Genomic DNA, 22528 nt, shown 5'->3' with positions numbered 1-22528 from the left:
GTTTTTAGGAGCCCTGTACATGCGTTTGATCGTCTCCTCCCTCCTCGCTCTCACCGTAGCCGGTTCTGTCGTCACCGGGCCCGCTCATGCGGCCGATCTCATCGGCTTCTGGGACAAGCCGCAGCACGGCGGCAACAGCTTCAACCGGCTGCCGCCGGACGAGGCCTATTTCAAGGCGCTGTCCGGTTACGGCGCCACTTGGGTCCGGCTCTCCTACGACAAGTGGAAGCCGGCCAAGCGCGATTATCTGATCGGCGATGCCGACAAATACGAGGGCATTCCTGCGGCCGACCTTAAGATGCTGAAGGAAACGCTCGACCGGGCCGACAAGGCCGGGTTGAAGGTCGTCATCACTCCCCTGTCGCTGCCCGGCATGCGCTGGTCGCAGAACAACGGCAACAAGTTCGATGGGCGCATCTGGCAAGACAAGGCCTGGTGGGCTGAGGCCGCAAGCTTCTGGCGCGATCTCGCGCGCGAACTTAGGGATCATCCTGGCGTTGCCGCCTACAACATCATCAACGAACCGGCGCCTGAAAAGCAAAACGGCCTTGCCGAGCATGCCGACAGGAAGGCGATGCTCGACTGGTATGCCGGCAAGAAAGGCAGCGCATCCGACCTCGTGGCCTTCTACGAAACGGTCATCGCCGCAATCCGCGAGGTCGATCCGGCCACCCCGATCATGGCCGACGCCGGATGGTACGCGGCAGCCGACGGCTTCACCTATTGGCCGTCGGGCCTCAGCGACCAGAAGGTGGTCTACAGCTTCCACATGTATGAGCCCTACGCCGCGACGAGCGCACCCAACATGAAGCGCGAGAAGCCCTATACCTATCCCGGCAAGGTGCCCTTCGGCGAAGGCGATGAGGACTGGGACAAGGCGCGGGTCGCATCCTATCTCGACCAACCGGTGCAATGGGCGAAAGACAAGGGCATACCGCTCAATCGCGTCGTTGCCGGCGAGTTCGGCTGCATGCGCCGCTGGACCGGCTGCAAGGCTTACCTCGAAGACGTGCTGACGACGCTCGACAAGAACAGCCTGCACTGGGCCTTCTACAGCTTCCGCGAAGACAGCTGGGACGGCATGGACTACGAACTGGGATCGAAGAAGGTCCACTGGAAATACTGGGACGCGATCGACGCCGGCACGCCGGATCCGGTCAAGCGCACGGCGACACCGGAATTCGAACCGATAGCCAAACGGCTGGCAAAGGAGGAGCAGTGATGTTCGAGATCACCGACGCACCGCCGGCCGAAGCACTCGAGGCGATCGGCAACGGGCTGACGGCGTTCAACGCCGCCGATGTCGGCCCATCCGAGCGGCGGCCGCTGGCAGTGCTCATCGGTGGACCCGATGCGGCGGGCAAACGCGGCGGCCTCAGCGGCTACACCGCCTGGGGCTGGTTGTTCGTGCAATGGCTGTGGCTACCGGAAGACCTGCGCGGACAGGGCCTTGCGGGCAAGCTGCTGACGGCGGCCGAGGAAGAGGCCATTCGTCGCGGCTGCCACGGCGCCTGGATCGACACGTTCAACCCGCAGGCGCTGCGCGCCTACAAGCGCCAGGGCTATGAGACCTTCGGCGAGTTGCCCGACTTTCCACCGGGCCGCAGCCGCGTCTTCCTGAAAAAGCTGCTGGTTTCGCAGTAAGGCCCGAAGGCCATCAAACGGCAAGCGCCAGTTCGATATCGGCCAACTCGGCCGCGTCATGGGCGGCCGCGTCGTCCCGCCAGCCGATGACGCCGGCAAGGCCGGCGTGAACGCCTTCAGCCATCGGCACCACCAGCACCCGTGCCGGATCGACCGGGCCCGGAAATTCCAGTGCGGCGTAACGGACCTTTTCAAAGCCGAGCGGCTGATAATAGGGCGGATCGCCGACGAGGATGACGGCCTGCGACCCCTTCCGCCGTGCCGCCTCCACGGCGATGCGCACGAGTTCCCGGCCGATGCCCATGTTCTTGTGCGACGGCCTGACAGCAAGCGGTCCAAGCAGGTGGCCCTTGATCGAACCGGCCATCACAGGCGTCATCCTGACCGAGGCGATCGTCCCGCCATTGTCGGCGCAGATGAAGGACAGCGACCGATCGTGCGGCCCCTGCTCGCGAATGCGCGCAGCCGCCCGGGCAAACCGGCCGGGGCCAAAGGCTTCTTCGTTGATGATTTCGATGGCTGCGTCATGGGACGCGTCTTCGGTCAGGTAGACGAGGTCGTGCTTTTTCATGGGATCAGGAACCAGGCATACGAACGGACATGGGGATGGCGTCACCCGAAGAGGGCGTTGGCAGCATCAGCGTCGTCGCAGGTTTCCCGAGAAGGTCATGAGTACGGTTCGTTCCGGACACAGAGAAATTTTCTGAAATCGCCGATACCAGAAAATTGCCCGATGTCAAAGCCCAAAACGCACTGTTCAGAAATCGATACCTATCGAAGACCGGCAAAGACGCTATCTATGAACGACGAAACGACAAAGGAGATCGCCCATGGGCAGGCTTGTAGACGGCATCTGGCAGGACGTCTGGTATGACACGGCGGCGACGAAAGGCCATTTCAAGCGCAGCGAATCGCAGTTTCGCAACTGGATCACCGCCGACGGGTCGGCAGGCCCATCCGGCGAGGGCGGCTTCAAGGCCGAGGCCGGGCGCTATCATCTCTACGTCTCGCTTGCCTGCCCCTGGGCGCACCGCACGCTGATCTTCCGCAAGCTGAAGAAGCTCGAAGACCTGATTTCGGTCTCGATCGTCGATCCGCTGATGCTGACGAAGGGCTGGGAGTTCAAGGGCAAGGATGGCGGCACTGTCGACCACCTCTACGGCTTCCACGCCCTCTGGCAGGTCTACGCCCGCGCCGACCCAACCTATTCCGGCCGGGTGACCGTGCCCGTCCTGTGGGACAAGCAGAAAAACACGATCGTCTCGAACGAATCCGCCGAAATCATCCGCATGTTCAACTCCGCCTTCAACGAACTGACAGGCTCGAACGACGATTTCTACCCGGAGGAACTGCGAGGCGAAATCGACGAGCTGAACACCCGCATCTATGGCGCGGTCAACAACGGCGTCTACAAGGCCGGTTTCGCCACGAGCCAGGAAGCTTACGAGGAAGGCGTCACCCCATTGTTCGACATGCTCGACGAACTGGAGGAGCGGCTTGCCACCCGGCGCTACCTGACCGGCAGCAGGCTCACCGAGGCCGACTGGCGGCTGTTCACGACACTGGTGCGCTTCGATCCCGTTTATGTCGGGCACTTCAAGTGCAACATCCGCCGGATCGCCGATTACAGGAACCTGCAGGGTTATCTGCGTGACCTTTACCAGGTGCCTGGCGTGGCCGAGACGGTCAACATGAACCACATCAAGGAACACTATTACCGCAGCCACACGATGATCAATCCGACCGGCGTCGTACCCGTCGGCCCGATCATCGATCTGGATGCGCCGCATGGGCGGCAGGCTGCCTAACGCATGTCGCGCAAAAGTGTGTAGCGGTTTTGCGATCATGACATGCGCAAAAAAAGAGCCTTAAGCCGCCGCCGCGCGTTCACGCGTGCGGCGGCGCGCGGCCGGCCCTACCAGTAGCTGTCGAAAGCCGTGCTGCCCGCAAGCTCGCCAAGCCGGCGGCGCGTTGCCGGCGTCGTATCGTCAGGCAGCGCATCAAGCGCGAAGAAACCGCTCGCGGCGATCTCCAGATCCGGCACCTTCGGCAAGGTCTGGCGCACGCCGTCGCAACGGTAGAAGACCACGTGATCGCGGCGACTCGTGCGCCTGTTGTAATAGACCTGTACCAGTGTCGGCGGGGCGGTCGTTTCCAGATTGCCCTCCTCGCGCAACTCCCGCAGCAACCCTTCGAGCGCGGTCTCGTCGCGGTCGAGCCCGCCACCCGGCAAATGCCAGCCGGGCAGGTAGGAATGCCGCACCAGGAAGACGCGCCCTTCAACGTCGAAGCAAGCGGCACGCACGCCGATCGTCATGCCGCGCGACAACGCGTAATAGCCGTGCACCAGGCGCATCAGGACGCGGAGATACCAGCGTCGCATCTCCGGTGGCCGCTCCTGCTTCAGATGCCTATCCTTCCGCATTGACTGTCAGACCGGATTAATCCGGCGACATGATTCCCCTCAACCGGAATATGCGCTAGACGGGGACGATGTTCAAACTTGCCCATATCTCCGATATCCATCTCGGCCCCCTGCCCGATCTCTCCTTGAGGGAACTTGCCTCCAAGCGCATCACCGGCTTCGTCAACTGGCACCGGAACCGCAGCCGGCACCTGTTCACGGGCACGCTCGACTGCCTGATGGCCGATATCGAGAAGCGCGATCCCGACCATATGGCGATCACCGGAGACCTGGTGAACCTCGCCTCGTCGCGGGAGATCGCAACGGTGACCGATTGGCTCGAGGACGCTGGCGACCCGGCCAACATCTCGATCGTCCCGGGCAATCACGATGCCTATGTGCCCGGCGCCTACGAGAAGACGACGCGCGCCTGGTATCCCTTTATGCGGGCGGATGGCGCACCGGCCGAGTGGCATGAGGGCCATCGCTGCTTCCCCTATCTGCGGGTGCGCGGCCCGGTGGCGCTGATCGGTTGCTCGACTGCGGTCGCGACGCCGCCCTTTGCCGCCAGCGGCTATTTCGGCCAGCGGCAGGCGCGCGCCACCGTCAACCTGCTTCGCCAGGCCGCTGACGCCGGTCTTTTCCGCGTGGTGATGATCCACCATCCGCCGATCCACGGCGCCGCCTCGCTGCACAAGCGCATGCTCGGCATCCGCCGGTTTGCGGCAACGATCTCGTCGGGCGGCGCCGAGCTGGTGATCCACGGCCACACCCACCTCAATACGGTCTACTCGCTGCAGGGCCCGAATGGCCCGGTGCCGGTCGTCGGTATCTCCTCGGCGTCGCAGGGTCCGGGCGGACACAAGCCACAGGCTGCCTACAATCTGTTCACGATTGCCGGCGAGGCCGGCAACTGGTTCCTCACCCGCGAGCGCTACGCGCTCAACGCCGATGCGACCGGCGCCACATTGGTCGAAACCACCCGCTTCTAGGCCCGCTCGCCCGACTTTTCGCCGAAATCCCATCGCCGGGCGAATAAATGCCCCTATTCGTGCGTCACACTCCCGTTCGGGTTCCCACGACCGGCAGAGCGATCTATCCTCTGTGCCGTGAATGGTGTGCTCGGCGCCATTGCATATGTTGGGAGATAGGCATGATGAACCGCAAGACCATTCTATGCGCCCTGTTTGCCGCCAGCGCGGCCGTTTTTGCAGGGCAGACCGCCATGGCCGCCGGCGAGGACACCAGCGAACCGCCGAAGAAAACCAAGACGAGCAGCGAATGCACCAACGGCAAGATCTGGGATGCCAAGAAGAACGCCTGCGTCAATGCCAAGAAGAGCGATCTTAGCGACGACATCCTCTTCGAGGCCGCCCGCGAGCTTGCCTATGCCGGCCAGTATGAGAACTCCATCAAGGTCCTCGGCGCCGTCAAGGATCAGAAGAGCGCCCGCGTGCTGAACTATCTCGGCTATGCCAACCGCAAGGCCGGGCGCATGGAGCTCGGCATGCAGTATTACAAGCGCGCGCTCCAAGCCGACGAGAACTATATCCTCGCCCGCTCCTACATGGGCCAGGCCCTGATCGAACAGGGTCAGGTAGAGGATGCCCGCGTGCAACTGGTCGAGATTCGCGATCGCGGCGGCGAAGACACCTGGGCCTATCGCTCGCTGCTGCAGTCTTTGGGCGGCGTCAGGCAATATTGATGCATGCCCACTGCCTTCCCGAACCTGGGAAGGCAGCCGCGGCATCGATCCTTGAAGCGTCTCCTCAGTTGCGCTTCTTCTCGGTCCATTCCGGCGGCAAGCCCAGCGCGCCGCCGACAATGCCCGTGACCCCCGAGCCACGCCCGAAAACCGCGCAATCGGGATCGGTCGATTTGCCGGTAACCGCATAGGACACGCTATTCGAGACGTTCTTCATCGACGGCAGCTCGAAGTCGGACTTCATCGGATCGTTCGACTTTGCCAGCATCGCGCTGAAATCGTCGGAAAAGTCTCCGGCAAGCTCGAAGGCGTCGGCGCAGTCGACGCGCGCGAACCGCTGGTGACGATGTTTGCCCCCCGCGCCCAGGTCAGACCCGCGATCTGTTTGCCTCTGGCATCGAAGGCCTCGGCTTCGACCGATAGATTGCCGAGACCGATCGGAAGGCGCGGAACCGGGACAGGCGAGACTTTCGAAGCGACACTCGACACGCCGGCAACGACGGCGTTGGTGGCTTTCACCTTCGTTACAACGGAACGCACCGCCATATCCGCCGGCTTCGACACCGGAACGACATCGAAATGCGCGCTTAGCGCCTCGCACAGCGAGCGGTCGATCGCCGTCGCCACCAGCTTCTTCTGGGGGTCGCCGAGGGTGCCGACATCGGCATTGGAGGCAAAGGTCGTCGGGATCAGATGCACGGTCTTGACCGTCTTGGTCGAAGCGGCATCCACCCGATACTTGGTCTTGGTTACCATCCCGTCGCTTGCGACGAAATCCTTGTAGGAGGACAGCGAACCGGTTTCGCTGAGAGACGCACTCTGGCAACCGGCGAGGCCCGCCAGGGATACGGTCAAGCCGGCCACCCGCAAGAATTTCGGAGCGGGGCGCCACCCGCCATCACGCGGTCGCCCTGTGGAAGGTCGACCGTCATTTCGTCTCTCGCCGCATGCATGCTCGTTCATTGACGCGTCCTCTGTGATCGACCTGGAGTTGTGCGGATGAGTGCCGATCAGATTCGGGCCGAACTTTGACGCAATGCCGGCCCACCCTTGCAGTTTACGGTAACGACCGCCCTGCGAGACGACATGCGGATCGGCAAGGGTTTTTGGGATAACGGCGAAAGAAAGAGCAGATTTCGCTTTCCGATCCGTGACTTCCCTTGCAGACTAACGGTCAAATGTTTCATATCATTCACCGTGGAATTACCTGGCGAATAAAGACACGATCCCGCACGTTTCATTTGGAAGAGCAATGCGCCCAGCGGCAGAAACGAAGGACTTCAGACGCGACTTGGTCAGCTTGCTGCCCAAATTGCGCCGCTTCGCGATGACATTGACGCGCAATGCACATGATGCCGATGATCTTGTCCAGGAAGCTTGCGAAAGAGCGATTACGCGCAGTCACCTCTGGAACGGAGAAGGCCGGCTCGAAAGCTGGATCTACGCCATGACGCGCAACCTCTGGATCGACGAGATCCGCAAACGGAAAGTCCGCACCGGCAGCGGTACGGTCGACGTGTCCGACCAGGACGAACTGAGCATCGAGGCCTCCGCCGAGAAAGCCGTCTACGCCAACCAATTGCAGAAGATGATCCTCTCGATGCCTGAGGGCCTGGCAAGCACCTTCCTGCTGGTCAATGTCGAAGGCCACAGCTACCGCGAGACTGCCGATATCCTCGGTATCCCGATCGGCACGGTGATGAGCAGGCTGTCGACCGCGCGGTTGAGGCTCGCCGCGATGATCTCCGAAAACACCGAAAGGAGGGCATGACCGTTGCAGCAAACAAAAGGTCACGCGCTCGAAGTCCGGTTGTGCGCCTATATCGATGGCGAACTCGGCGAGGCAGAAAAGACTGAACTCGAGACGCTCCTCGCCCGCGACGAGGAAGCCAAGGCGTTGTTTGAAAAGCTGAAGGCCGGCAGCGCCTTCGGCAACACGGCATTCGAGGATTTCCTTCATGATCCCGTGCCGCTGGCGCTGGTGCGTCAGATCAAGCAGGGCTCCGGCATCAATCCCAAGGCGGAACGCGTGACGATCGCTGCCGCCAATGTGCGCAGCGTGCGCATCTGGCCGCGGGTGATGGCTGCTTCCGTGGCGCTGGTGCTGGTCGGTGGCTTCACCGGGTTTATCATCGGCACGGCCAACCACGCCGGCGAGCCGACAAGGGTCGCCTCCGCCCGCACCTGGCTTGACGACATCGCCGACTACCACCGCATTTATTCCCGCCAGAAGGAACGGCTCGTCGAGGTCCCGGCCTCCGAAGCGCCGAAGATCGAGACTTGGCTCGCCTCCAGCGTCGGCGTCCCGTTCACCATTCCCAACCTCACCGGCAAGGGTCTGAACTTCGAGGGTGCGCGTCTGCTCGTCGCCAACAGCAAACCCGTCGCGCAACTTATCTATCGCAATGCCGATGGCGACGTGTTTGCCATCTGCTTCCTCAAGGACAGCGACAGCCCGCAGTCAGACAAGTTCTCCGAAAGCATCCGCGACAATCTCGGCATGGTTTCCTGGCAGCGCGGCGGCGCGTCTTTCGTGCTCGTCGGCCCGTCGGCCAGCATCGGTCTGCACGATCTGGCCGAAGCGGTCTCCACGACAATCTGAGCCGCGACCTCCGCCTGAACCAGGCAACGGAACCATGGCAGCGCCTGTTGCCAGGGTGGATCGTGTTGCCGTCAAAATCAGACATCGACCGCAGCGCGGCAGACTGCATCATCCGCGCGAGCGGCCCTATGCCGAGCCGGGCTGATGTTAGCTCAAGCGGAAATTTTTGCAGGCAACCAAATAGTTACACCTGCTTTCCCGGCCTAAAATACATATGCTGCACCGAAAAAAATTTCGCTCCGAATTGCCGTTTCGCAACACCCGCAAAATTGGCAAAACCCGGCAAGAAAAAACCAACGGTTGACATATCAATACTTTGTCTATATCTCTGACAAATCGATATTTGCTTGCTGAACTTTGGTTACCGCGCATTTAGCAACTGCGCCCTGACGAACCTTCCTTTCAAAAATCGCTATCTTCATCCGCAGCGCTTGTGCGCGGCGGTCATTCAATATGCTATGAAAGGGTTCATCATGACCACTGGCACAGTTAAATGGTTTAATTCCACCAAGGGCTTCGGCTTCATTCAGCCTGACAACGGCGGTCCGGACGCATTCGTCCACATCTCCGCCGTCGAGCGTGCTGGAATGCGCGAAATCGTCGAAGGCCAGAAGATCGCCTACGACATGGAGCGCGACAACAAGTCGGGCAAGATGTCTGCCTGCAATCTGCAGGCAGCCTAAATCGGTATCGGCTCTCCCTTGACCACGGATGTACTGGCACTGTCGAGAGCATGATACCCATCAAGGTCAGGCAACATGCCTGGCCTTTTTTATTTCCGCGCGCCGACTGCACGATCCCGCAACTGCATTATGCATCGGGAGTGACGTGCAACACCGTAGACGCGCGCCAACGTCGGGGATATCCCATGACAGAGACACACAACAAATCGCGCCAGCGGGCCGAGATCGCCTTTGCCAAAGAGCAATCGCAGTTCTTTGCCCGCGACAGCGCCGTTGAAGAACTCGACTCCATCGTCCAGGCTCGCGAAGAGAAGACCCTGCGTCTGCGCGAAGCGCGGCTGGCGAAGGAATTGCAGGACCGCCTGGCGGCGGCTGCCGCCCCCGCTTCGAAACGCGTCAGAAAAACCTGACTTTCAGTCAGGGTGACACCTCAACTGGAATAGAGACTTGAGAAACATCAGAAACAGTGAACTCACCGACCGTCGCAGCGCCGCGGCCGATGCGAAGAAAGCGCTTCTTGAAGCCTACCGCGCGGCAAAGGAAGCCGCAGAACCGACCGAACTCGCCCGCCAGGCCGAGCGTCAGGCGGTCGCTGCAGCCCGCGAAGAGCGGCGCATCGAACGCGAACGGGTAAAGAATGAGGAGCGCGAGCGCTTGCAGGCCGAGGCCGCTGAGCGCGAGGCGGCACTCACGGCTGCTGCAAGAGCTGAGGCCGAAGCGCGCGAAGCCGCCGACAAGAACCGCATTTCACGCGTGATCGAGGACGAGGCTGCCCGCAAGGCCGAGCGCGACCGGCGCTACGCCAACCGCAAGGCGCGGCAGGCTTAACCGCAGCCCGCAAATGGACTTTGAAGCCCCCACCATGGCGAGCCGTGATTGAGGGTAGCGTCAAGTACCGATCGAAAACGCCGCGCGTCCTCAGGGCGCGCGGCGTTTTGATGATCAGCTACGTTTCATTTCCAACACGCGGTTGGCAGCCGAGACGATCGCTTCCAGCGAGGCTGCAACGATGTTGGTGTTGATGCCGGCGCCAAACAGCTTACCATCAGGGTGCTCCATCTCGACATAGGCGATGGCGGCTGCGTTCGAGCCGTGCTGCAGCGAATGCTCGGAATAGTCGGCGACCGAGAGATCGACGCCGAGATAGATCGACAGCGCGTTAATGAAACCGTCGATCGGACCGGTGCCCTTGCCCTCGATGCGCTTGAGCTCGCCGTTGTCGGTGATCTCGGCCGAAACCACACGCACGCCCTTGTGCTCGCCGACCGGATAGGTGTTGTGATCGACGAATTTGATGCGCGCGCCGGGCTGCTCGACATAACGCTCGATGAAGCGTTCATGGATGCGTTTGGAGGGTAGCTCCTTGCCTTCTTCGTCGGTGATGTGCTGGATGTCCTCGCGGAACTCCACCTGCAGGTTGCGCGGCAGGTTGATGCCGTAGTCTTCCTGCAGGATATAGGCGATGCCGCCCTTCCCCGACTGCGAGTTGATCCGGATGATCGCCTCGTAGGAGCGGCCGACGTCACGCGGATCGATCGGCAGGTAAGGCACTTCCCACAATGGCTTGTTGGCGGTCTTGATCGCCTTCATGCCCTTGTTGATCGCATCTTGGTGCGAGCCGGAGAAGGCCGTGTAGACCAGTTCGCCGACGTAAGGATGGCGCTCGGGGATCACCATCTGGTTGGAATATTCGTAGACTTCCTTGATCCGCTCGATGTCGGAGCAGTCCAGCTGCGGGTCCACGCCTTGCGTGAACATGTTCAGCGCCAGCGTCACCACGTCGACATTGCCCGTGCGCTCGCCATTGCCGAACAGCGTGCCTTCGACGCGGTCGGCACCGGCCATCAGGCCGAGCTCCGTCGCCGCAATGCCCGTGCCGCGGTCGTTGTGCGGGTGCAGGGAAATGATCAGGCTCTCGCGATTGTCGAGGTTGCGGCACATCCACTCGATCTGGTCGGCATAGATGTTCGGCGTCGCCATCTCGACGGTCGACGGCAGATTGAGGATCAGCTTGTTATCCGGCGTCGGCTTGACGATCGCGGTGACCGCGTTGCAGATCTCCAGCGCCACTTCCAGCTCGGTGCCGGTGAAGCTCTCCGGCGAATACTCGAAGCGAAAATCGCCACCGGCCTTGGCGGCCATGTCGGTGATCATCTTGGCAGCATCGGTCGCAATTTGCTTGATGCCGGCAACATCCTTGGCAAACACCACCCGGCGCTGCAACTCACTGGTCGAGTTGTAGAAATGCACGATCGGCTTATGGGCGCCCTGCAGCGCCTCGAAGGTCCGGGTGATCAGCTCCGGCCGGCACTGCACCAGCACCTGCAGCGACACGTCTTCGGCGACATTGCCCTCTTCGATGCACCAGCGGGCAAAGTCGAAGTCCGTCTGCGAGGCCGAGGGGAAGCCAATCTCGATTTCCTTGAAGCCCATGTCCAGGAGCAGCTGGAACATGCGCGCCTTGCGGTCATGGCCCATCGGGTCGACGAGCGACTGGTTGCCGTCACGCAGGTCGACCGAGCACCAGATCGGCGCCTGGGAAATGGTCTTCGACGGCCAGGTCCGGTCGGCGAGCGCGATCTGCGGGTAAGGCTGATACTTCACCGCCGCTTCCGGCATGCCGTTCTTGATGGAATGGGATTTCTGGATCATTGCAGCTTCTCTTCATCACTGAGCGCTCTGGCCGCTTTGCCATAACCGATCGGGGATCGGATTGCGATGGCAAATGCCGTGGCGGGCGCGCGTTTGTCCTAAAACTCTATTGGATTCGAGGAGCATCTGCCGGCGTGGCTTTTTCGGCCGCCGGGCGCTCCTCAGCGAACCCGGCAACCGCGAGTAAGGCCGAGAAGAAGAAGCGAGGCGAAGGCGTGCAGCGGCGCACGATTGTCATCGTGTGCGGCAGAGATCGTAGCGATCCGATATGCGCTGGCCTTGGTCATGACAAAGCCTATACACGGCTTGCCGAACCGGAGCAAGGCATGCCCGTGCGGAAACGTGAGGAGTGCGACCATCCCTCTGGCGCGAGCCCCGCCAAACGAAAAAGGCACCGGCGCTGCCGCCGATGCCCTTTGCAATTTCAACGCCGTTGCCGACGGTATATCGGTCTCAGATATCCGAAACCGAGGTGATGATGCGCGAGACGAGGCCATAGTTCTTGGCCTCTTCAGCCGACAGCCAATAGTCACGTTCGGTATCCTTGGCGATCTTTTCGACCGTCTGGCCGGTCGCTTCGGAGAAGATCTTGTTCAGGCGCTCGTTCATCTTGATGATTTCGCGGGCCTGGATCTCGATATCCGAAGCCATGCCGCGGGTGCCGCCCGACGGTTGGTGAAGCAGGAAGCGGGTATTCGGCAGGCAGAGACGACGCTCCTTGGGAACGCCGACATAGATCAGCGCGCCGGCGGACGCGACCCAGCCGGTGCCAATCGTCCAGACCTTCGGCTTCACGAACTTCATCATGTCGTGAATGCTGTCGCCGGATTCGACGTGGCCGCCTGGCGAGCTGACGAAGAGGCGGATGTCGTCATCGCTGGCCGACGCAAGCGCCACGAGCTGCGAGCAAACCTTCTGCGCCAACTCCTGGGTGATGGTGCCGTAAATGAAAATCGAGCGCGACTTGAAAAGGTTCGCCTCCGTTTCCTTGCCCAAGGGCAGTTCGGTGTTCTTGTCTTCCTCGTCGCTCATCCGTTGTTCTCCGGCGTCTCATGAATTTCTTTGTCAAAGTCAGATAATGCGACTCGACAGCGAAGACAATGCAACAAACCGAAAGGGCGACAAAGGGCGAAGCGGATTGCACTGCGCCTATGGTAAACGGCGCCACCGCCAAATGCCGTATGGACAGAGACACAGAGCCCAATAAGATCGAGCCGGTCAAAAAACTGCAAGGACAGGGCTCCCTCCCAGGTCCTGTCGATCCATGGGGACAGATATGAACAGACGCATCCTGATTGCAGCGGCCGTGCTGATGGCATCCGCGGCACCGGCCTTCGCTCACCTCAACCCTGATGAGCACGGCTCGTTTGCCGCCGGCTTCTCGCATCCGCTCTTCGGCCTCGACCATATCCTGGCCATGGTCGCCGTCGGCCTCTGGGCCGCACAGATCGGCGGCCGGGCGCTGTGGCTCGTGCCGTCGGCCTTCGTCGCGATGATGGCGGCCGGCTTTTCGCTGGCAACGGCCGGCATCCATTTTCCCTTTGTCGAGCCCGCGATCCTCGCCTCGGTTGTCGCGCTGGGCCTGCTGGTGGCAATGGCCGTGCGCCTCGATGCGGCCGCGTCGGCTGCGGTCGTCGGCCTCTTCGCGCTCTTTCACGGCCATGCCCATGGCGGCGAACTCGGCAGCGCCGGCGCCCTTCCCTTCGCCATCGGCTTCATGCTTGCCACCGCCGCCCTTCACGCGGCCGGCATCGGCCTTGGCGTGGCGCTTGGTCGCCTCTCAGGCGGCGGCACGCTGGCGCGCATTCTCGGCGGCCTTACGGCACTTGCCGGCACGGCCCTGATCTTCGGCTGACGAAACGAACGGGGAATGGCGGGTCATGCCCGCCATTTTTATCCGCGACCGCGATAGGTCGGCACGCCCTGATCGGGCAGCCACAATCCTTCCGGCGGCTTGCCGGTCTGCCAGAAAACGTCGATCGGAATGCCGCCGCGCGGATACCAGTAGGCACCGATGCGCAGCCAGCGCGGCGACAACAGGCTGACCAGCCGTTTGGCGATATCAATGGTGCAGTCCTCGTGGAAGGCGCCATGATTGCGGAAGGAATGCAGGAACAGCTTCAGCGACTTCGATTCCACCAGCCATTCATCCGGCACGTAGTCGATGACGATGTGGGCAAAATCCGGCTGGCCGGTCATCGGGCAAAGCGAGGTGAATTCCGGCGCGGTGAACCGCACCAGGAAGTCCGCGCCCTGATTGCCGCTCGGCACGCGCTCGAGCACCGCTTCGTCGGGGCTCTGCGGCAGGTCGACCTTGGCGCCCAGTTGCGACAGGCCGGATACGTCAGTCTTGCTCATTTGCGTGGTGCTCCACTTACCTTTACGCGCACGCCGTGCGCCTTTTCACCTTCCGGCTCGACATGGATCGCGATCTTGGCGCCGGGCTGAACGGCGCGTATCGCGTCCTCGATGCGATCGCAGATATCATGCGCCTCGCCGACCGGCATCATTTCCGGCACGACCATGTGGAAATCCACAAAAATCACCGGGCCTGCCTGGCGGGTCTTGAGATCGTGCACTCCAAGCGAGCCCTTGCCGTTGGCGGCGATCGCCTGCTTGATCGCCTCCTCCTCCTCGGCCGGCACCGCCCGGTCCATCAACCCGTCAATCGACCGCGAGATCACCATCCAGCCCTGGAACAGGATATTGCAGGCGACGATGACGGCCAGCAAGGGATCAAGGATCGCGTAACCCGTGGCAATGGCAAGACCAAGGCCGATCAAAACGCCGATCGAGGTCACGACGTCAGACAGAATATGATGGCCGTCGGCGCTGAGAGCCGGCGAGCGATGCTTCCGACCGGCGCTGATCAGCACATAGGCCCAGATGGCGTTGACGACACCAGCAGCAAAGTTGATCGCCAGGCCGAGCGCCGGAGCTTCCAACATCACCGGCGCCATCATCGCCGGCACCGCTTCCCAGACGATCAGCAATGCGGCAACGACGATCAGCACGCCCTCGATAACCGCGGAAAAATACTCCGCCTTGTGGTGCCCGAAGGGATGGCCGGCATCCGCCGGTTTCGCCGCATAGCCGATCATCAGATAGGCGATCACCGCCGCAATCACATTGACTGTCGACTCAAGACCATCCGACAAAAGGGCCACCGAGCCGGTAAGCCACCAGGCAAGCAGCTTCAGCCCCAGCACAGCCAGAGAAAGCGGAATGCCCCAGAAGGCAAGCCGCAGGACGGTTCGGTTATCGGATAGAGACATCTTCTTCATTCCTCATGCAGATGCAAACGAGTTGCAAACGCAAGCCCATTGAAACGCAAAACGCCCGCGCGAATTTCGCGCAGGCGGTCAATGGGAAACATATGTGCCATCGATGCGGGCTTGTCAAAGGTGCGTTCGGCTCCTGCCCGTTTTTTAAGGGTCCGTAATCGTACCCGGCATCAGATCGGTTTCGGCGCTTTCGACTTCTTCGGCGCCCTTGCCGAGGTACAGGAAGACGACCACGGCCGTTGCCGTGGTAATGGCCGTCAACAGCCAGAGCAGCGTCCCGAACGCGCTGCTATAGGCTTGAAGCAGTGCAAGGCGCTCAACCGACGGCACTATGCTGCCGGCCGCAGCCACGTTGCCTCTGGGCGACATCGGCGGCGTGGCCGCCGGCTGCCGACCCCAATTTGATCTGCGTGAAGACAGAGAGAAGCGCTGTCACCACCGCAAGGGCGATCCCTTCGCCCGCAACACGGGTGGTGCTGAAGATACCCGTCGCCATTCCCGCCCGCTCCTTCGGCACCACGCTGACCGCCAGCCCATCCATCAAACCCCAGGGCAGGCTGATGCCGATGCCGACGAGCAGCAATGGTGGGACCAGCAGCCCCGGCGCCGAGCCCACGGGAAACTGGCTGAGCCAGCCAAGCCCGGCGGCTGAAACCAGCAATCCGGTCCCGCAGATGACGGCCGGCGCAAACCAGCGCGTCAACAGACCGGCGGCGATCGGCAGGAGGAGCAGCGGAGCCGAGAGCGCAATCATCATCCGCCCCCCCGGCAATCTCGCTCATGCCTTCGATGCCGATGAACCGCACCGGCAGAAGAATGAGCAGCACGACGAAACCATAAGCCGGCGCCGCCGCGAGCAGTTGTACGCCGACAAAGCGCGGATACTTGAACAAGGACAGATCCAGCATCGGCCGCGCCACGGAACGCTCGATTCGGTAGAAGACAAAGAAGAAGACAACCGCAGCTACCAGCACAGCGAGGACGAAAGGATCGCTCCAGCCGGCCTCGGGCAGCTGCAGGATGCCAAATGTCAGGAATGCCAGCGCCAGCGTGAACGTCACCGCCCCCTTCCAGTCGAGGCCGCCCGCATTCGGGTCGCGCGTTTCCCGCAGGAAAACGGCACCGAGCGCAAAGGCAAAGGCCGCGAGCGCGACGACAAGCAGGAAGATTGCCGGCCAGCCGAGCGCCTCGACCACGAGGCCGGAGGCAATGGGGCCAAATGCCAGGCCGACGCCAAAGCTCGCACCGACGACGCTGAACGCCCGCAGCCGTTGCCCCTCTTCAAACTCCTGTGCCAGTGAAGCCATGCCGCCCGAAAACGCTGCCGCCGCCCCGACACCCTGCAAGGCCCTGAGAATGTCGAACAAGACAATATCGTTGGCGAAGGCAAGGCCGAGCGAGAACAGGCCGAAGGCTGCAAGCCCGCCGAGGAACATGCGCTTGCGGCCATAGCTATCGGCAAGCGCGCCCGCCGCCATCAGGGTGCTGCCGAAGGTCAGCATGAAGGCGTTCGTGACCCAGTTGAGCGCCAGCGGGCTTCCACCCAGCGTCCGGCTGATCGCGGGCAGTGCCACCGCCGGCCCGGTGAAGGTCAGCGGCATGGCGGCGGCCGCACAACAAACAGCAACAAGAACGCACAACCGTCCGGCGTTGCTCCTACTCCTGGTCTTTTCTCTCATGTCTTGCAGTCCCGATGTGTTCGAGCAAGGAAGGACCCGCCGGTCGCACTTCGTGAGGCGACCGGTCGCCGGTCGGTGGGTATCGATTGACTTGAGGAGGATAGATTGGACAGAATGGCTGGGAAATACCGCCATCATTCCACTCTTGGCGGAAAAAAACGCTCGAATAGGAGAGGCAATGGATCGCTTGGGTGGACTGACGGCCTTTGTTCGAACCGCCGATCTCGGCAGCTTTGTCGCTGCCGGACGGGTCCTTGGCCTATCCGCTTCGGCCGTTGGCAAGGCGGTGACCAATCTCGAGAGACAGCTTGGCGTTCGCCTGTTTCAACGCTCGACACGCAGCATCCGGCTGACGGAGGAAGGGCGGCTGTTTCACGAGCGCTGCCGTCGCGTCCTCGACGATCTAGACGATGCCGAGGCATCGCTAGCCCAAGCCGTCGCGGCTCCACGCGGGCGCCTGCGCGTCAGCGTTCCGATCGTCAGTTATCACCTGCTGCTGCCGGTGCTGCCGGAATTCGTTGAGCGCTATCCCGAAGTCGAACTCGATCTCGATTTCAACGATCGCATCGTCGACCTGATCGATGAGGAGGTCGATGTCGCTATCCGCAGCGGCGATTTGCCGGATTCCCGGCTGATGTCGAGAGCCCTGCGCCCGTTCCGGCTTCTGCTTTGCGCCGCCCCAAGCTACCTCGCCGATCACGGCACGCCCGAATGCCCACGGGATCTCGATGGTCACCGGGCAATCCGCTTCCGGTTTCCCAACAGCCGCAAACTGCAGGACTGGCCGATTGTCATGTCAGGCACCATGCCGCCGATGTGCACAGTGCTGACCTGCAACAATATGGAGGCATTGCGTGGCGCCGTGATCAGCGGTCTCGGCATTGGCTGCATGCCGGACTTTCTGGCGCGCGGGCCGCTTGCCGACGGCGCGCTTAAAACGGTGCTCGACGCCCATCTCAACGCACCCGGCCAGTTTCACCTTCTCTGGCCCTCGAACCGGCACCTCTCGCCCAAGGTCCGGGTCTTCGTCGATTTCCTCAGCGAGCGGCTGTTTGCCGATCGCTGCGAAATTCCGGGCGCGCCAAGCGCCCCATGAAGGCACCTGCCAGCCCGACAACGAAAGCGCCGCCCTTTGATACGGAGGCGGCGCCTGATTGTCTGCGGTTCGTTTCTTAGGCGGCCTTGACCTTCGCCCGCTTGGCCAGATGCGCCACCACGTTTTCGATCATGCGCATGCCGGCATCGCCGCCGAGCGTCATGATCGATTCCGGGTGGAACTGCACGGCTGCCACCGGCTCCTTGGTATGCTCGATGCCCATGATCGTGCCGTCTTCACTTTCGGCGGTGATCATGAAATCGCGCGGCAGGCTCGACGGATCGGCAAAGATCGAGTGATAGCGACCGACGGTCACCTCCTTGCCGAGGCCGGAGAAGACGATGCCGGGTTCGAGCACGCGGATGCGCGACGGCTTGCCGTGCATCGGGATCGCCAGCTGCCTGAGATCGCCGCCATAGGCTTCGGCAAGCGCCTGCAGGCCGAGGCAGACGCCGAAGATCGGCAGATCGCGGGCACGCGCCTTCTTGATCGTTGCCTTGCAGTCGAAATCCTTCGGGTTGCCGGGTCCCGGCGACAGCACGACGAGATCCGGCTTCACCCGGTCGAAGATCTCTTCGGCCACCGGCGAGCGCACCGTCGTCACCGTTGCCCCCGTTTGGCGGAAGTAATTCGCCAGCGTGTGCACGAAGCTGTCCTCGTGGTCGACAAGCAGGATGTTGACGCCGGCGCCTACGGCGGCGACGTCACGGCCGGCCTTGCCGCTGTTGGCGGATTTCGCGTCACGAATGGCTGCGATCATGGCAGAGGCCTTCAGTTCGGTTTCGGCTTCTTCTTCTTCCGGGTTTGAATCGTAGAGCAGCGTCGCGCCCGCCCTCACCTCGGCAATGCCGTCCTTGATGCGGATGGTGCGGAGCGTCAGGCCGGTGTTCATGTCGCCGTTGAAGCCGACCATGCCGATGGCGCCACCATACCATGCGCGCGGGCTCTTCTCGTGGCCTTCGATGAAGCGCATCGCCCAGAGTTTCGGCGCACCGGTGACGGTGACGGCCCAGGCGTGGCTGAGGAAGCCGTCGAAGGCGTCCATATCGTCGCGCAGGCGCCCCTCGATGTGGTCGACCGTGTGGATCAGGCGCGAATACATCTCGATCTGGCGGCGGCCGATGACCTTGACGGAGCCGGGAACGCAGACGCGGCTCTTGTCGTTGCGGTCGACATCCGAGCACATGGTCAGTTCGGACTCGTCCTTCTTGGAATTCAGCAGCTTCAGGATCTGCTCGCTGTCGGCGATCGGGTCGTCACCGCGCTTGATCGTGCCGGAAATCGGGCAGGTCTCGATGCGGCGGCCGGACACGCGCACGAACATTTCCGGCGAGGCGCCGACCAGGTATTCCTGGTTTCCGAGATTGATGAAGAAGGAATAGGGCGACGGGTTGATCGCCTTCAACCGTTTGGAGATCTCCGACGGCTTGCTGTCGCAGCGCTCGAAGAACTTCTGGCCGGGAACGACCTCGAAGAGATCGCCGCGGCGGAAGCTTTCCTTCGCCTTGACCACAAGCTCGGCATATTCGCCGGGCCGGTGGTCCCCATGCGGCGGAATGATGTCGACGGTCTGGAAGGGTTCGCTGGCGATCTCCTCCGTCTTGCCTTCAGTCGAAACACCGTCCTTGGCGAAGTCATAGCGGTCGATCCAGGCCTTGGCGGCATAGTGGTCGACGACCAGGATCTCATCCGGCAGGAACAGAACCATGTCGCGCTGGTCGTCCGGGCGCTTCAGCTTCAGCTCGATGGCGTCGAACTGGAAGGCGAGATCGTAACCGAAGGCGCCATAAAGGCCGAGGCTCGCATCCTCCGCCGAATGGAAGAGGTTGGTGACGGCCCGAAGCACGGTGAAGACCGTCGGCATCTTCGAGCGCTCTTCCTCGGTGAAGACACGGTCGGGCGCGTTGATCGTCAGGTCGAGACGGGTCGCCGTCGAGGTGCCGAGCGTGATGTCGGCGACGGTTTTCAGATGGTCCGAAATGATCGACAGCAGCACTTCGCCGCGGCCGTTATAGGCTTCGATCCAGAGCGAGCGGCCGAAGGAGGAAATGCCGAGCGGCGGGTCGACGACGGCAGTGTCCCAGCGCGTGTAGCGGCCCGGATATTCGTAGTTGGACGAAAACACCGCGCCGCGACGTTCGTCCAGCCTGTCGACATAGCTTGAAATCGAATCCGCATAGGAGGCTTCGCGCCGCCTGCGGGTGACGACGATCCCGCCCCTGGTGGTATAGCTTTCCGCGCCGTCTTCGAGAATTACCGTTGCCATTCGTCTCGCTCCGTAAAAGCCCGGTTTTTCCACGCGGCCAGAATACGAAAAAGCCGCCTCGAAATCTCCGGGCGGCTTGATGTCTCAATCACGCATGACTGGTCAAGGCCGCCTCAGCGAGCCCACCACCAGATCGAAATGTTGCGTGCATTTGTCATGGGCGAAAGTGTTAGCGCGGGTTGCAGCCTTGCGCAAGCGGGAAAAAGTGCCGCCGCAGGAGCAAAAGAAAAGGCGGCCACGAAGGGCCGCCTTTCCGACTGGAGCTCGTCTGCGATCGATCAGAACTTGGCCTTCGCCGTGACCAGGAAGGTCCGGCCGCGACCGGTGTCGATCGTGCTGCCGGCAATGGTGCTCGACGACGGCGTGTAGGCCTTGTCGAACAGGTTCGTGACCGTTGCCGTCACTTCGAAGCCATTCTCGAACTTGTAGTTCGCGAACATATCGACCAGCCCGTAACCCGGAACGGTCGGCGGCGTGCGGTTGATCGCACCGACGTCGGCGCTCGAAACCGCGTAGAAGCGCGTGCCGACCGTCAGGCGCTGATCTTCGAGGAAGCGGGCGCCGAGCGTCGCGCTGACGATAGTGTCCGGCAGGTAGGTCTGCACGCCGAAACCGTTGATCTGCGATGGCAGTTTGCTGTCGGTATAGGTATAGGCGAGGTCGCCGAAGACGAAGCCTGCATCATAGGCCGCCTGCAGTTCGAAGCCCTGAACCGTCGACGTGCCAGGGTTGTTGACGAAGAAGATCTGGCGACCGCCACCAAGCATTGCCGCGGTGATGTAGTTGTCGATCCTGTTGTGGAAGTAGTTGGCCTTCACACGCAGGCTATCGCTGGAGTCGAGCAGACCGTCGAAGGAGAAGTTGGCACCAACTTCCCAGCCCTTGGAGATTTCAGGCTCCAGGAACGGATTGGGGAAGAAGGACTGACCGCTAGAGCCCGGGTGTGTTCCACCGGCAAAGGTTTCGTTGACCGTCGGCGGGCGCGAGGTCTCTGCGTAGGTCACGTAGGGCTGGAACCAGTCCGTAGGGTTGAGCGCAAGCGTGATGCTCGGATTGAGGTGTCCATCGGACTTGTCAACTGTGTAGGGACCTGCCGGAAGGCCGATCGGGTTGCCGGCGACAACGGCGCCCGAGCCGTCGAGGCTGTAGTGGTCGTAGCGCAGCCCGGCCGTCAGGTCGGCGATACCGTAGGTGAAGGTCGTCGTGCTGAAGACGCCGGTCGTGGCATTGCGACCGCCACCGTTGACACCACCGCTCGGCCGCGCCGTGCTGTTGATGACGTCGTAATCATCGCGGAAATACTCGACGCCGTAATTGGCCCTGACCGCAACGTCACCAAGATCGAACAGCGAGGTGTTGGAGATGTCGAAGCCCTTGCCGGTGTCGATGATCTGACGGCCGGCGGCAGTACCGCCACCTCTGACGTCGGTGTCGTACTTCATCTTCAACCGGTTCCAATAGGCGTTGGCGCGGAAATCTATGAGTTCGTTGTCTGGCGTATAGGAATAGCTTGCGGCCAGCGTCTGGTTCTTCACGTTCTGGAAGTAGGAGTTGGCGAAGAAGTCATTGTCATAGGTGATGCCGCTGAACTTGAAGGTATGATCCTCATCCGGCGTAATCTCGAACTTCAGCATGCCAGACAGCAGGTCTTCCTCGGTATAGGGCACCTGAACGCCATTGCCGTTGTCGTAATTGCCAGGGTCGGCCTTGCTGATACCGCCCAGTACCGAAAAGACGTCGTTGAAGCGGTAGGCGCCGATCAGCGATTCCGACCAGCCGGCACCGTTGGTGCCATAGGTGGCGGAGGCAATGCCGCCATAGGTCTTGCCGTCCTGGATCAGGTCTTCGATGTCATAGGTCCTAAAGTTGACCGAGCCGGCCAATGCGCCACCGCCGACACCGGTGACGCGCCGCGGGTGACGTCGATCTCGGACAGGAACGCCGGGTCGAAATAGGCGAGACCTTGCGCTTCGTGACCGGTGAAGCGGAAGTTCTGGCGCACGCCGTCGATCATCATGTTGACGCGACCGGAACCTTCGAAGCCGCGAATGTTGACGGCCACACCCGGGTTCTGCGGATTGTTCGCCGTCGACGTGCCGGGAACACCGCGCAGCAGGTCATCGGTTTCAAGCCCGGACTGCAGGTCGATCTGGTCGGTCGTCACCACGCTGACCGGGCCGGCCTTTGCATAGGGGTCGCTGGTGCGCGCGCCCTTGACGACGATCGGCGAAAGGAAGGTCTCGCCCTTCTTGGCGGCCTCGGCATTCTGTTCGTTTGCCTTCGGCGCGGTCGTCGCGGTCTGCGCGAAGGCACCAGAGGCGGCGGAAAGAGCAAGTGTAGTCGTGCACGCCAAAAGTGCCAGGCGACGGTGCCGGTTGAGCATGGACCAATCCTTTTGAATTCATGGGCCGGGCTTGCTGTTGAGCGGCGAACTCAAGGGGCTGGCTGGGCGTGGGGTTCGAATACGTGGCGACATTGCGTCGCCTCATTTATGCCGCATAAAAAACATGACT

Annotated in this window: 26 protein-coding genes; 12 read left to right on the top strand and 14 right to left on the bottom strand. The window is 61.9% G+C overall.

All coding sequences use genetic code 11. The annotated features are described in order from the left end of the window. The first annotated feature begins 19 nt into the window (after positions 1-19). Complete coding sequence (locus BKP54_RS15225) at positions 20-1222, top strand: cellulase family glycosylhydrolase (RefSeq protein ID WP_025427954.1); 1203 nt, start codon at positions 20-22, stop codon at positions 1220-1222. After that, positions 1222-1644 (top strand): GNAT family N-acetyltransferase, encoded by a 423-nt coding sequence (locus BKP54_RS15220; protein ID WP_084814557.1) that lies wholly within the window; start codon positions 1222-1224, stop codon positions 1642-1644. Before BKP54_RS15225 ends, BKP54_RS15220 begins: the two co-directional genes overlap by 1 nt. 13 nt (positions 1645-1657) lie before the next feature. On the opposite strand, the gene BKP54_RS15215 is transcribed toward BKP54_RS15220, so the two are convergent. Next, positions 1658-2215 (bottom strand): N-acetyltransferase, encoded by a 558-nt coding sequence (locus tag BKP54_RS15215; RefSeq protein ID WP_025427956.1) that lies wholly within the window; start codon positions 2213-2215, stop codon positions 1658-1660. A 259-nt stretch (positions 2216-2474) separates the two neighbouring features. Between BKP54_RS15215 and BKP54_RS15210 the strand changes: the two genes are divergently transcribed. Next, on the top strand, positions 2475-3452 hold the full coding sequence (locus BKP54_RS15210; RefSeq protein WP_038576325.1) for a glutathione S-transferase family protein: 978 nt from the start codon (positions 2475-2477) through the stop codon (positions 3450-3452). Positions 3453-3559: 107 nt separating this feature from the next. Here the strand turns inward: BKP54_RS15210 and BKP54_RS15205 are convergent, their stop codons facing one another. Beyond that, the gene (locus tag BKP54_RS15205) at positions 3560-4027 is read right to left on the bottom strand and encodes an NUDIX domain-containing protein (RefSeq protein WP_107027893.1); all 468 of its coding nucleotides are present in this window, start codon (positions 4025-4027) and stop codon (positions 3560-3562) included. Positions 4028-4137: 110 nt separating this feature from the next. Here BKP54_RS15205 and BKP54_RS15200 point away from each other — a divergent pair, with 110 nt between their 5' ends. Both BKP54_RS15200 and BKP54_RS15195 read left to right on the top strand, forming a co-directional pair. Beyond that, entirely contained in the window at positions 4138-5040 is a 903-nt protein-coding gene (locus tag BKP54_RS15200) for a metallophosphoesterase (protein ID WP_025427958.1), read from the top strand. A gap of 164 nt (positions 5041-5204) precedes the next feature. After that, positions 5205-5753 carry a tetratricopeptide repeat protein gene (locus BKP54_RS15195; protein ID WP_038577333.1) on the top strand — a complete coding sequence of 183 codons (549 nt, stop codon included), beginning with the start codon at positions 5205-5207 and terminating at the stop codon, positions 5751-5753. Positions 5754-5817: 64 nt separating this feature from the next. Here the strand turns inward: BKP54_RS15195 and BKP54_RS15190 are convergent, their stop codons facing one another. Continuing rightward, positions 5818-5997: a hypothetical protein gene (locus tag BKP54_RS15190; protein WP_128090425.1), complete on the bottom strand. Its 180-nt coding sequence runs from the start codon at positions 5995-5997 to the stop codon at positions 5818-5820. After that, positions 5994-6608: a DUF3313 family protein gene (locus BKP54_RS15185; protein WP_158071698.1), complete on the bottom strand. Its 615-nt coding sequence runs from the start codon at positions 6606-6608 to the stop codon at positions 5994-5996. The genes BKP54_RS15190 and BKP54_RS15185 overlap by 4 nt, the downstream gene beginning before the upstream one ends. A gap of 397 nt (positions 6609-7005) precedes the next feature. Between BKP54_RS15185 and BKP54_RS15180 the strand changes: the two genes are divergently transcribed. The 5 genes from BKP54_RS15180 to BKP54_RS15160 all read left to right on the top strand — a co-directional run bounded on the left by BKP54_RS15180 (position 7006) and on the right by BKP54_RS15160 (position 9866). After that, positions 7006-7524: an RNA polymerase sigma factor gene (locus BKP54_RS15180; RefSeq protein WP_025427961.1), complete on the top strand. Its 519-nt coding sequence runs from the start codon at positions 7006-7008 to the stop codon at positions 7522-7524. Between the two features lie 3 nt (positions 7525-7527). Further along, positions 7528-8355 carry an anti-sigma factor gene (locus BKP54_RS15175; protein ID WP_025427962.1) on the top strand — a complete coding sequence of 276 codons (828 nt, stop codon included), beginning with the start codon at positions 7528-7530 and terminating at the stop codon, positions 8353-8355. A 473-nt stretch (positions 8356-8828) separates the two neighbouring features. Beyond that, entirely contained in the window at positions 8829-9038 is a 210-nt protein-coding gene (locus BKP54_RS15170; protein ID WP_025427963.1) for a cold-shock protein, read from the top strand. 185 nt (positions 9039-9223) lie between these two features. Further along, positions 9224-9448 carry a hypothetical protein gene (locus tag BKP54_RS15165; RefSeq protein WP_025427964.1) on the top strand — a complete coding sequence of 75 codons (225 nt, stop codon included), beginning with the start codon at positions 9224-9226 and terminating at the stop codon, positions 9446-9448. A 37-nt stretch (positions 9449-9485) separates the two neighbouring features. After that, the gene (locus BKP54_RS15160) at positions 9486-9866 is read left to right on the top strand and encodes a DUF6481 family protein (RefSeq protein ID WP_025427965.1); all 381 of its coding nucleotides are present in this window, start codon (positions 9486-9488) and stop codon (positions 9864-9866) included. A 114-nt stretch (positions 9867-9980) separates the two neighbouring features. Here BKP54_RS15160 and leuA read toward each other — a convergent pair whose 3' ends face one another. Both leuA and BKP54_RS15150 read right to left on the bottom strand, forming a co-directional pair. After that, positions 9981-11690, bottom strand: a complete 1710-nt coding sequence (gene leuA / locus BKP54_RS15155) for a 2-isopropylmalate synthase (protein ID WP_025427966.1) — start codon at positions 11688-11690, stop codon at positions 9981-9983. A 453-nt stretch (positions 11691-12143) separates the two neighbouring features. After that, positions 12144-12722 (bottom strand): ATP-dependent Clp protease proteolytic subunit, encoded by a 579-nt coding sequence (locus BKP54_RS15150; protein WP_025427968.1) that lies wholly within the window; start codon positions 12720-12722, stop codon positions 12144-12146. A 244-nt stretch (positions 12723-12966) separates the two neighbouring features. Between BKP54_RS15150 and BKP54_RS15145 the strand changes: the two genes are divergently transcribed. Beyond that, positions 12967-13545, top strand: a complete 579-nt coding sequence (locus BKP54_RS15145; protein ID WP_025427969.1) for a HupE/UreJ family protein — start codon at positions 12967-12969, stop codon at positions 13543-13545. Between the two features lie 38 nt (positions 13546-13583). Here the strand turns inward: BKP54_RS15145 and queF are convergent, their stop codons facing one another. The 4 genes from queF to BKP54_RS15130 form a co-directional block, all read right to left on the bottom strand. Next, entirely contained in the window at positions 13584-14048 is a 465-nt protein-coding gene (gene queF, locus BKP54_RS15140) for a preQ(1) synthase (RefSeq protein ID WP_025427970.1), read from the bottom strand. Then, the gene (locus BKP54_RS15135; RefSeq protein WP_025427971.1) at positions 14045-14965 is read right to left on the bottom strand and encodes a cation diffusion facilitator family transporter; all 921 of its coding nucleotides are present in this window, start codon (positions 14963-14965) and stop codon (positions 14045-14047) included. The genes queF and BKP54_RS15135 overlap by 4 nt, the downstream gene beginning before the upstream one ends. A 153-nt stretch (positions 14966-15118) precedes the next feature. Further along, positions 15119-15304 (bottom strand): hypothetical protein, encoded by a 186-nt coding sequence (locus tag BKP54_RS37295; protein ID WP_348626740.1) that lies wholly within the window; start codon positions 15302-15304, stop codon positions 15119-15121. After that, positions 15304-16575 (bottom strand): MFS transporter, encoded by a 1272-nt coding sequence (locus BKP54_RS15130; RefSeq protein WP_348626739.1) that lies wholly within the window; start codon positions 16573-16575, stop codon positions 15304-15306. Before BKP54_RS15130 ends, BKP54_RS37295 begins: the two co-directional genes overlap by 1 nt. A gap of 256 nt (positions 16576-16831) precedes the next feature. Between BKP54_RS15130 and BKP54_RS15125 the strand changes: the two genes are divergently transcribed. After that, complete coding sequence (locus BKP54_RS15125) at positions 16832-17749, top strand: LysR substrate-binding domain-containing protein (RefSeq protein ID WP_025427973.1); 918 nt, start codon at positions 16832-16834, stop codon at positions 17747-17749. 76 nt (positions 17750-17825) lie between these two features. Here the strand turns inward: BKP54_RS15125 and BKP54_RS15120 are convergent, their stop codons facing one another. The 4 genes from BKP54_RS15120 to BKP54_RS36510 all read right to left on the bottom strand — a co-directional run bounded on the left by BKP54_RS15120 (position 17826) and on the right by BKP54_RS36510 (position 22398). Continuing rightward, positions 17826-20015 carry an anthranilate synthase gene (locus BKP54_RS15120; RefSeq protein WP_025427974.1) on the bottom strand — a complete coding sequence of 730 codons (2190 nt, stop codon included), beginning with the start codon at positions 20013-20015 and terminating at the stop codon, positions 17826-17828. Between the two features lie 113 nt (positions 20016-20128). Then, positions 20129-20173, bottom strand: coding sequence for a trpE operon leader peptide TrpLE (gene trpLE / locus BKP54_RS36055; RefSeq protein WP_178385073.1), 45 nt, complete (start codon positions 20171-20173; stop codon positions 20129-20131). Between the two features lie 120 nt (positions 20174-20293). Further along, complete coding sequence (locus tag BKP54_RS15115; RefSeq protein WP_245317838.1) at positions 20294-21898, bottom strand: TonB-dependent receptor; 1605 nt, start codon at positions 21896-21898, stop codon at positions 20294-20296. Beyond that, a complete protein-coding gene (locus tag BKP54_RS36510; protein WP_245317837.1) occupies positions 21853-22398 on the bottom strand; it encodes a TonB-dependent receptor plug domain-containing protein in 546 nt (181 codons plus the stop codon). Before BKP54_RS36510 ends, BKP54_RS15115 begins: the two co-directional genes overlap by 46 nt. Positions 22399-22528: the final 130 nt, after the last annotated feature.

The organism is Ensifer sp. 1H6 (assembly GCF_001976035.1).
Taxonomy (GTDB): domain Bacteria; phylum Pseudomonadota; class Alphaproteobacteria; order Rhizobiales; family Rhizobiaceae; genus Ensifer; species Ensifer canadensis.
This window is presented reverse-complemented; position numbering and strand designations above follow the sequence as displayed.

Coding starts and splice junctions, on each gene's coding strand:
- BKP54_RS15180 (WP_025427961.1), top strand. CDS start 7,006: ATGCGCCCAGCGGCAGAAACGAAGGACTTCAGACGCGACTTGGTCAGC.
- queF (WP_025427970.1), bottom strand. CDS start 14,048: ATGAGCAAGACTGACGTATCCGGCCTGTCGCAACTGGGCGCCAAGGTC.
- BKP54_RS15120 (WP_025427974.1), bottom strand. CDS start 20,015: ATGGCAACGGTAATTCTCGAAGACGGCGCGGAAAGCTATACCACCAGG.
- BKP54_RS15135 (WP_025427971.1), bottom strand. CDS start 14,965: ATGTCTCTATCCGATAACCGAACCGTCCTGCGGCTTGCCTTCTGGGGC.
- BKP54_RS15190 (WP_128090425.1), bottom strand. CDS start 5,997: ATGAAGTCCGACTTCGAGCTGCCGTCGATGAAGAACGTCTCGAATAGC.
- BKP54_RS15130 (WP_348626739.1), bottom strand. CDS start 16,575: ATGCCGCTGACCTTCACCGGGCCGGCGGTGGCACTGCCCGCGATCAGC.
- BKP54_RS15200 (WP_025427958.1), top strand. CDS start 4,138: ATGTTCAAACTTGCCCATATCTCCGATATCCATCTCGGCCCCCTGCCC.
- BKP54_RS15215 (WP_025427956.1), bottom strand. CDS start 2,215: ATGAAAAAGCACGACCTCGTCTACCTGACCGAAGACGCGTCCCATGAC.
- BKP54_RS36510 (WP_245317837.1), bottom strand. CDS start 22,398: ATGCTCAACCGGCACCGTCGCCTGGCACTTTTGGCGTGCACGACTACA.
- BKP54_RS15165 (WP_025427964.1), top strand. CDS start 9,224: ATGACAGAGACACACAACAAATCGCGCCAGCGGGCCGAGATCGCCTTT.
- leuA (WP_025427966.1), bottom strand. CDS start 11,690: ATGATCCAGAAATCCCATTCCATCAAGAACGGCATGCCGGAAGCGGCG.
- BKP54_RS15145 (WP_025427969.1), top strand. CDS start 12,967: ATGAACAGACGCATCCTGATTGCAGCGGCCGTGCTGATGGCATCCGCG.
- BKP54_RS15205 (WP_107027893.1), bottom strand. CDS start 4,027: ATGCGACGCTGGTATCTCCGCGTCCTGATGCGCCTGGTGCACGGCTAT.
- BKP54_RS15225 (WP_025427954.1), top strand. CDS start 20: ATGCGTTTGATCGTCTCCTCCCTCCTCGCTCTCACCGTAGCCGGTTCT.
- BKP54_RS15150 (WP_025427968.1), bottom strand. CDS start 12,722: ATGAGCGACGAGGAAGACAAGAACACCGAACTGCCCTTGGGCAAGGAA.
- BKP54_RS15210 (WP_038576325.1), top strand. CDS start 2,475: ATGGGCAGGCTTGTAGACGGCATCTGGCAGGACGTCTGGTATGACACG.
- BKP54_RS15220 (WP_084814557.1), top strand. CDS start 1,222: ATGTTCGAGATCACCGACGCACCGCCGGCCGAAGCACTCGAGGCGATC.
- BKP54_RS15125 (WP_025427973.1), top strand. CDS start 16,832: ATGGATCGCTTGGGTGGACTGACGGCCTTTGTTCGAACCGCCGATCTC.
- BKP54_RS15195 (WP_038577333.1), top strand. CDS start 5,205: ATGAACCGCAAGACCATTCTATGCGCCCTGTTTGCCGCCAGCGCGGCC.
- BKP54_RS15170 (WP_025427963.1), top strand. CDS start 8,829: ATGACCACTGGCACAGTTAAATGGTTTAATTCCACCAAGGGCTTCGGC.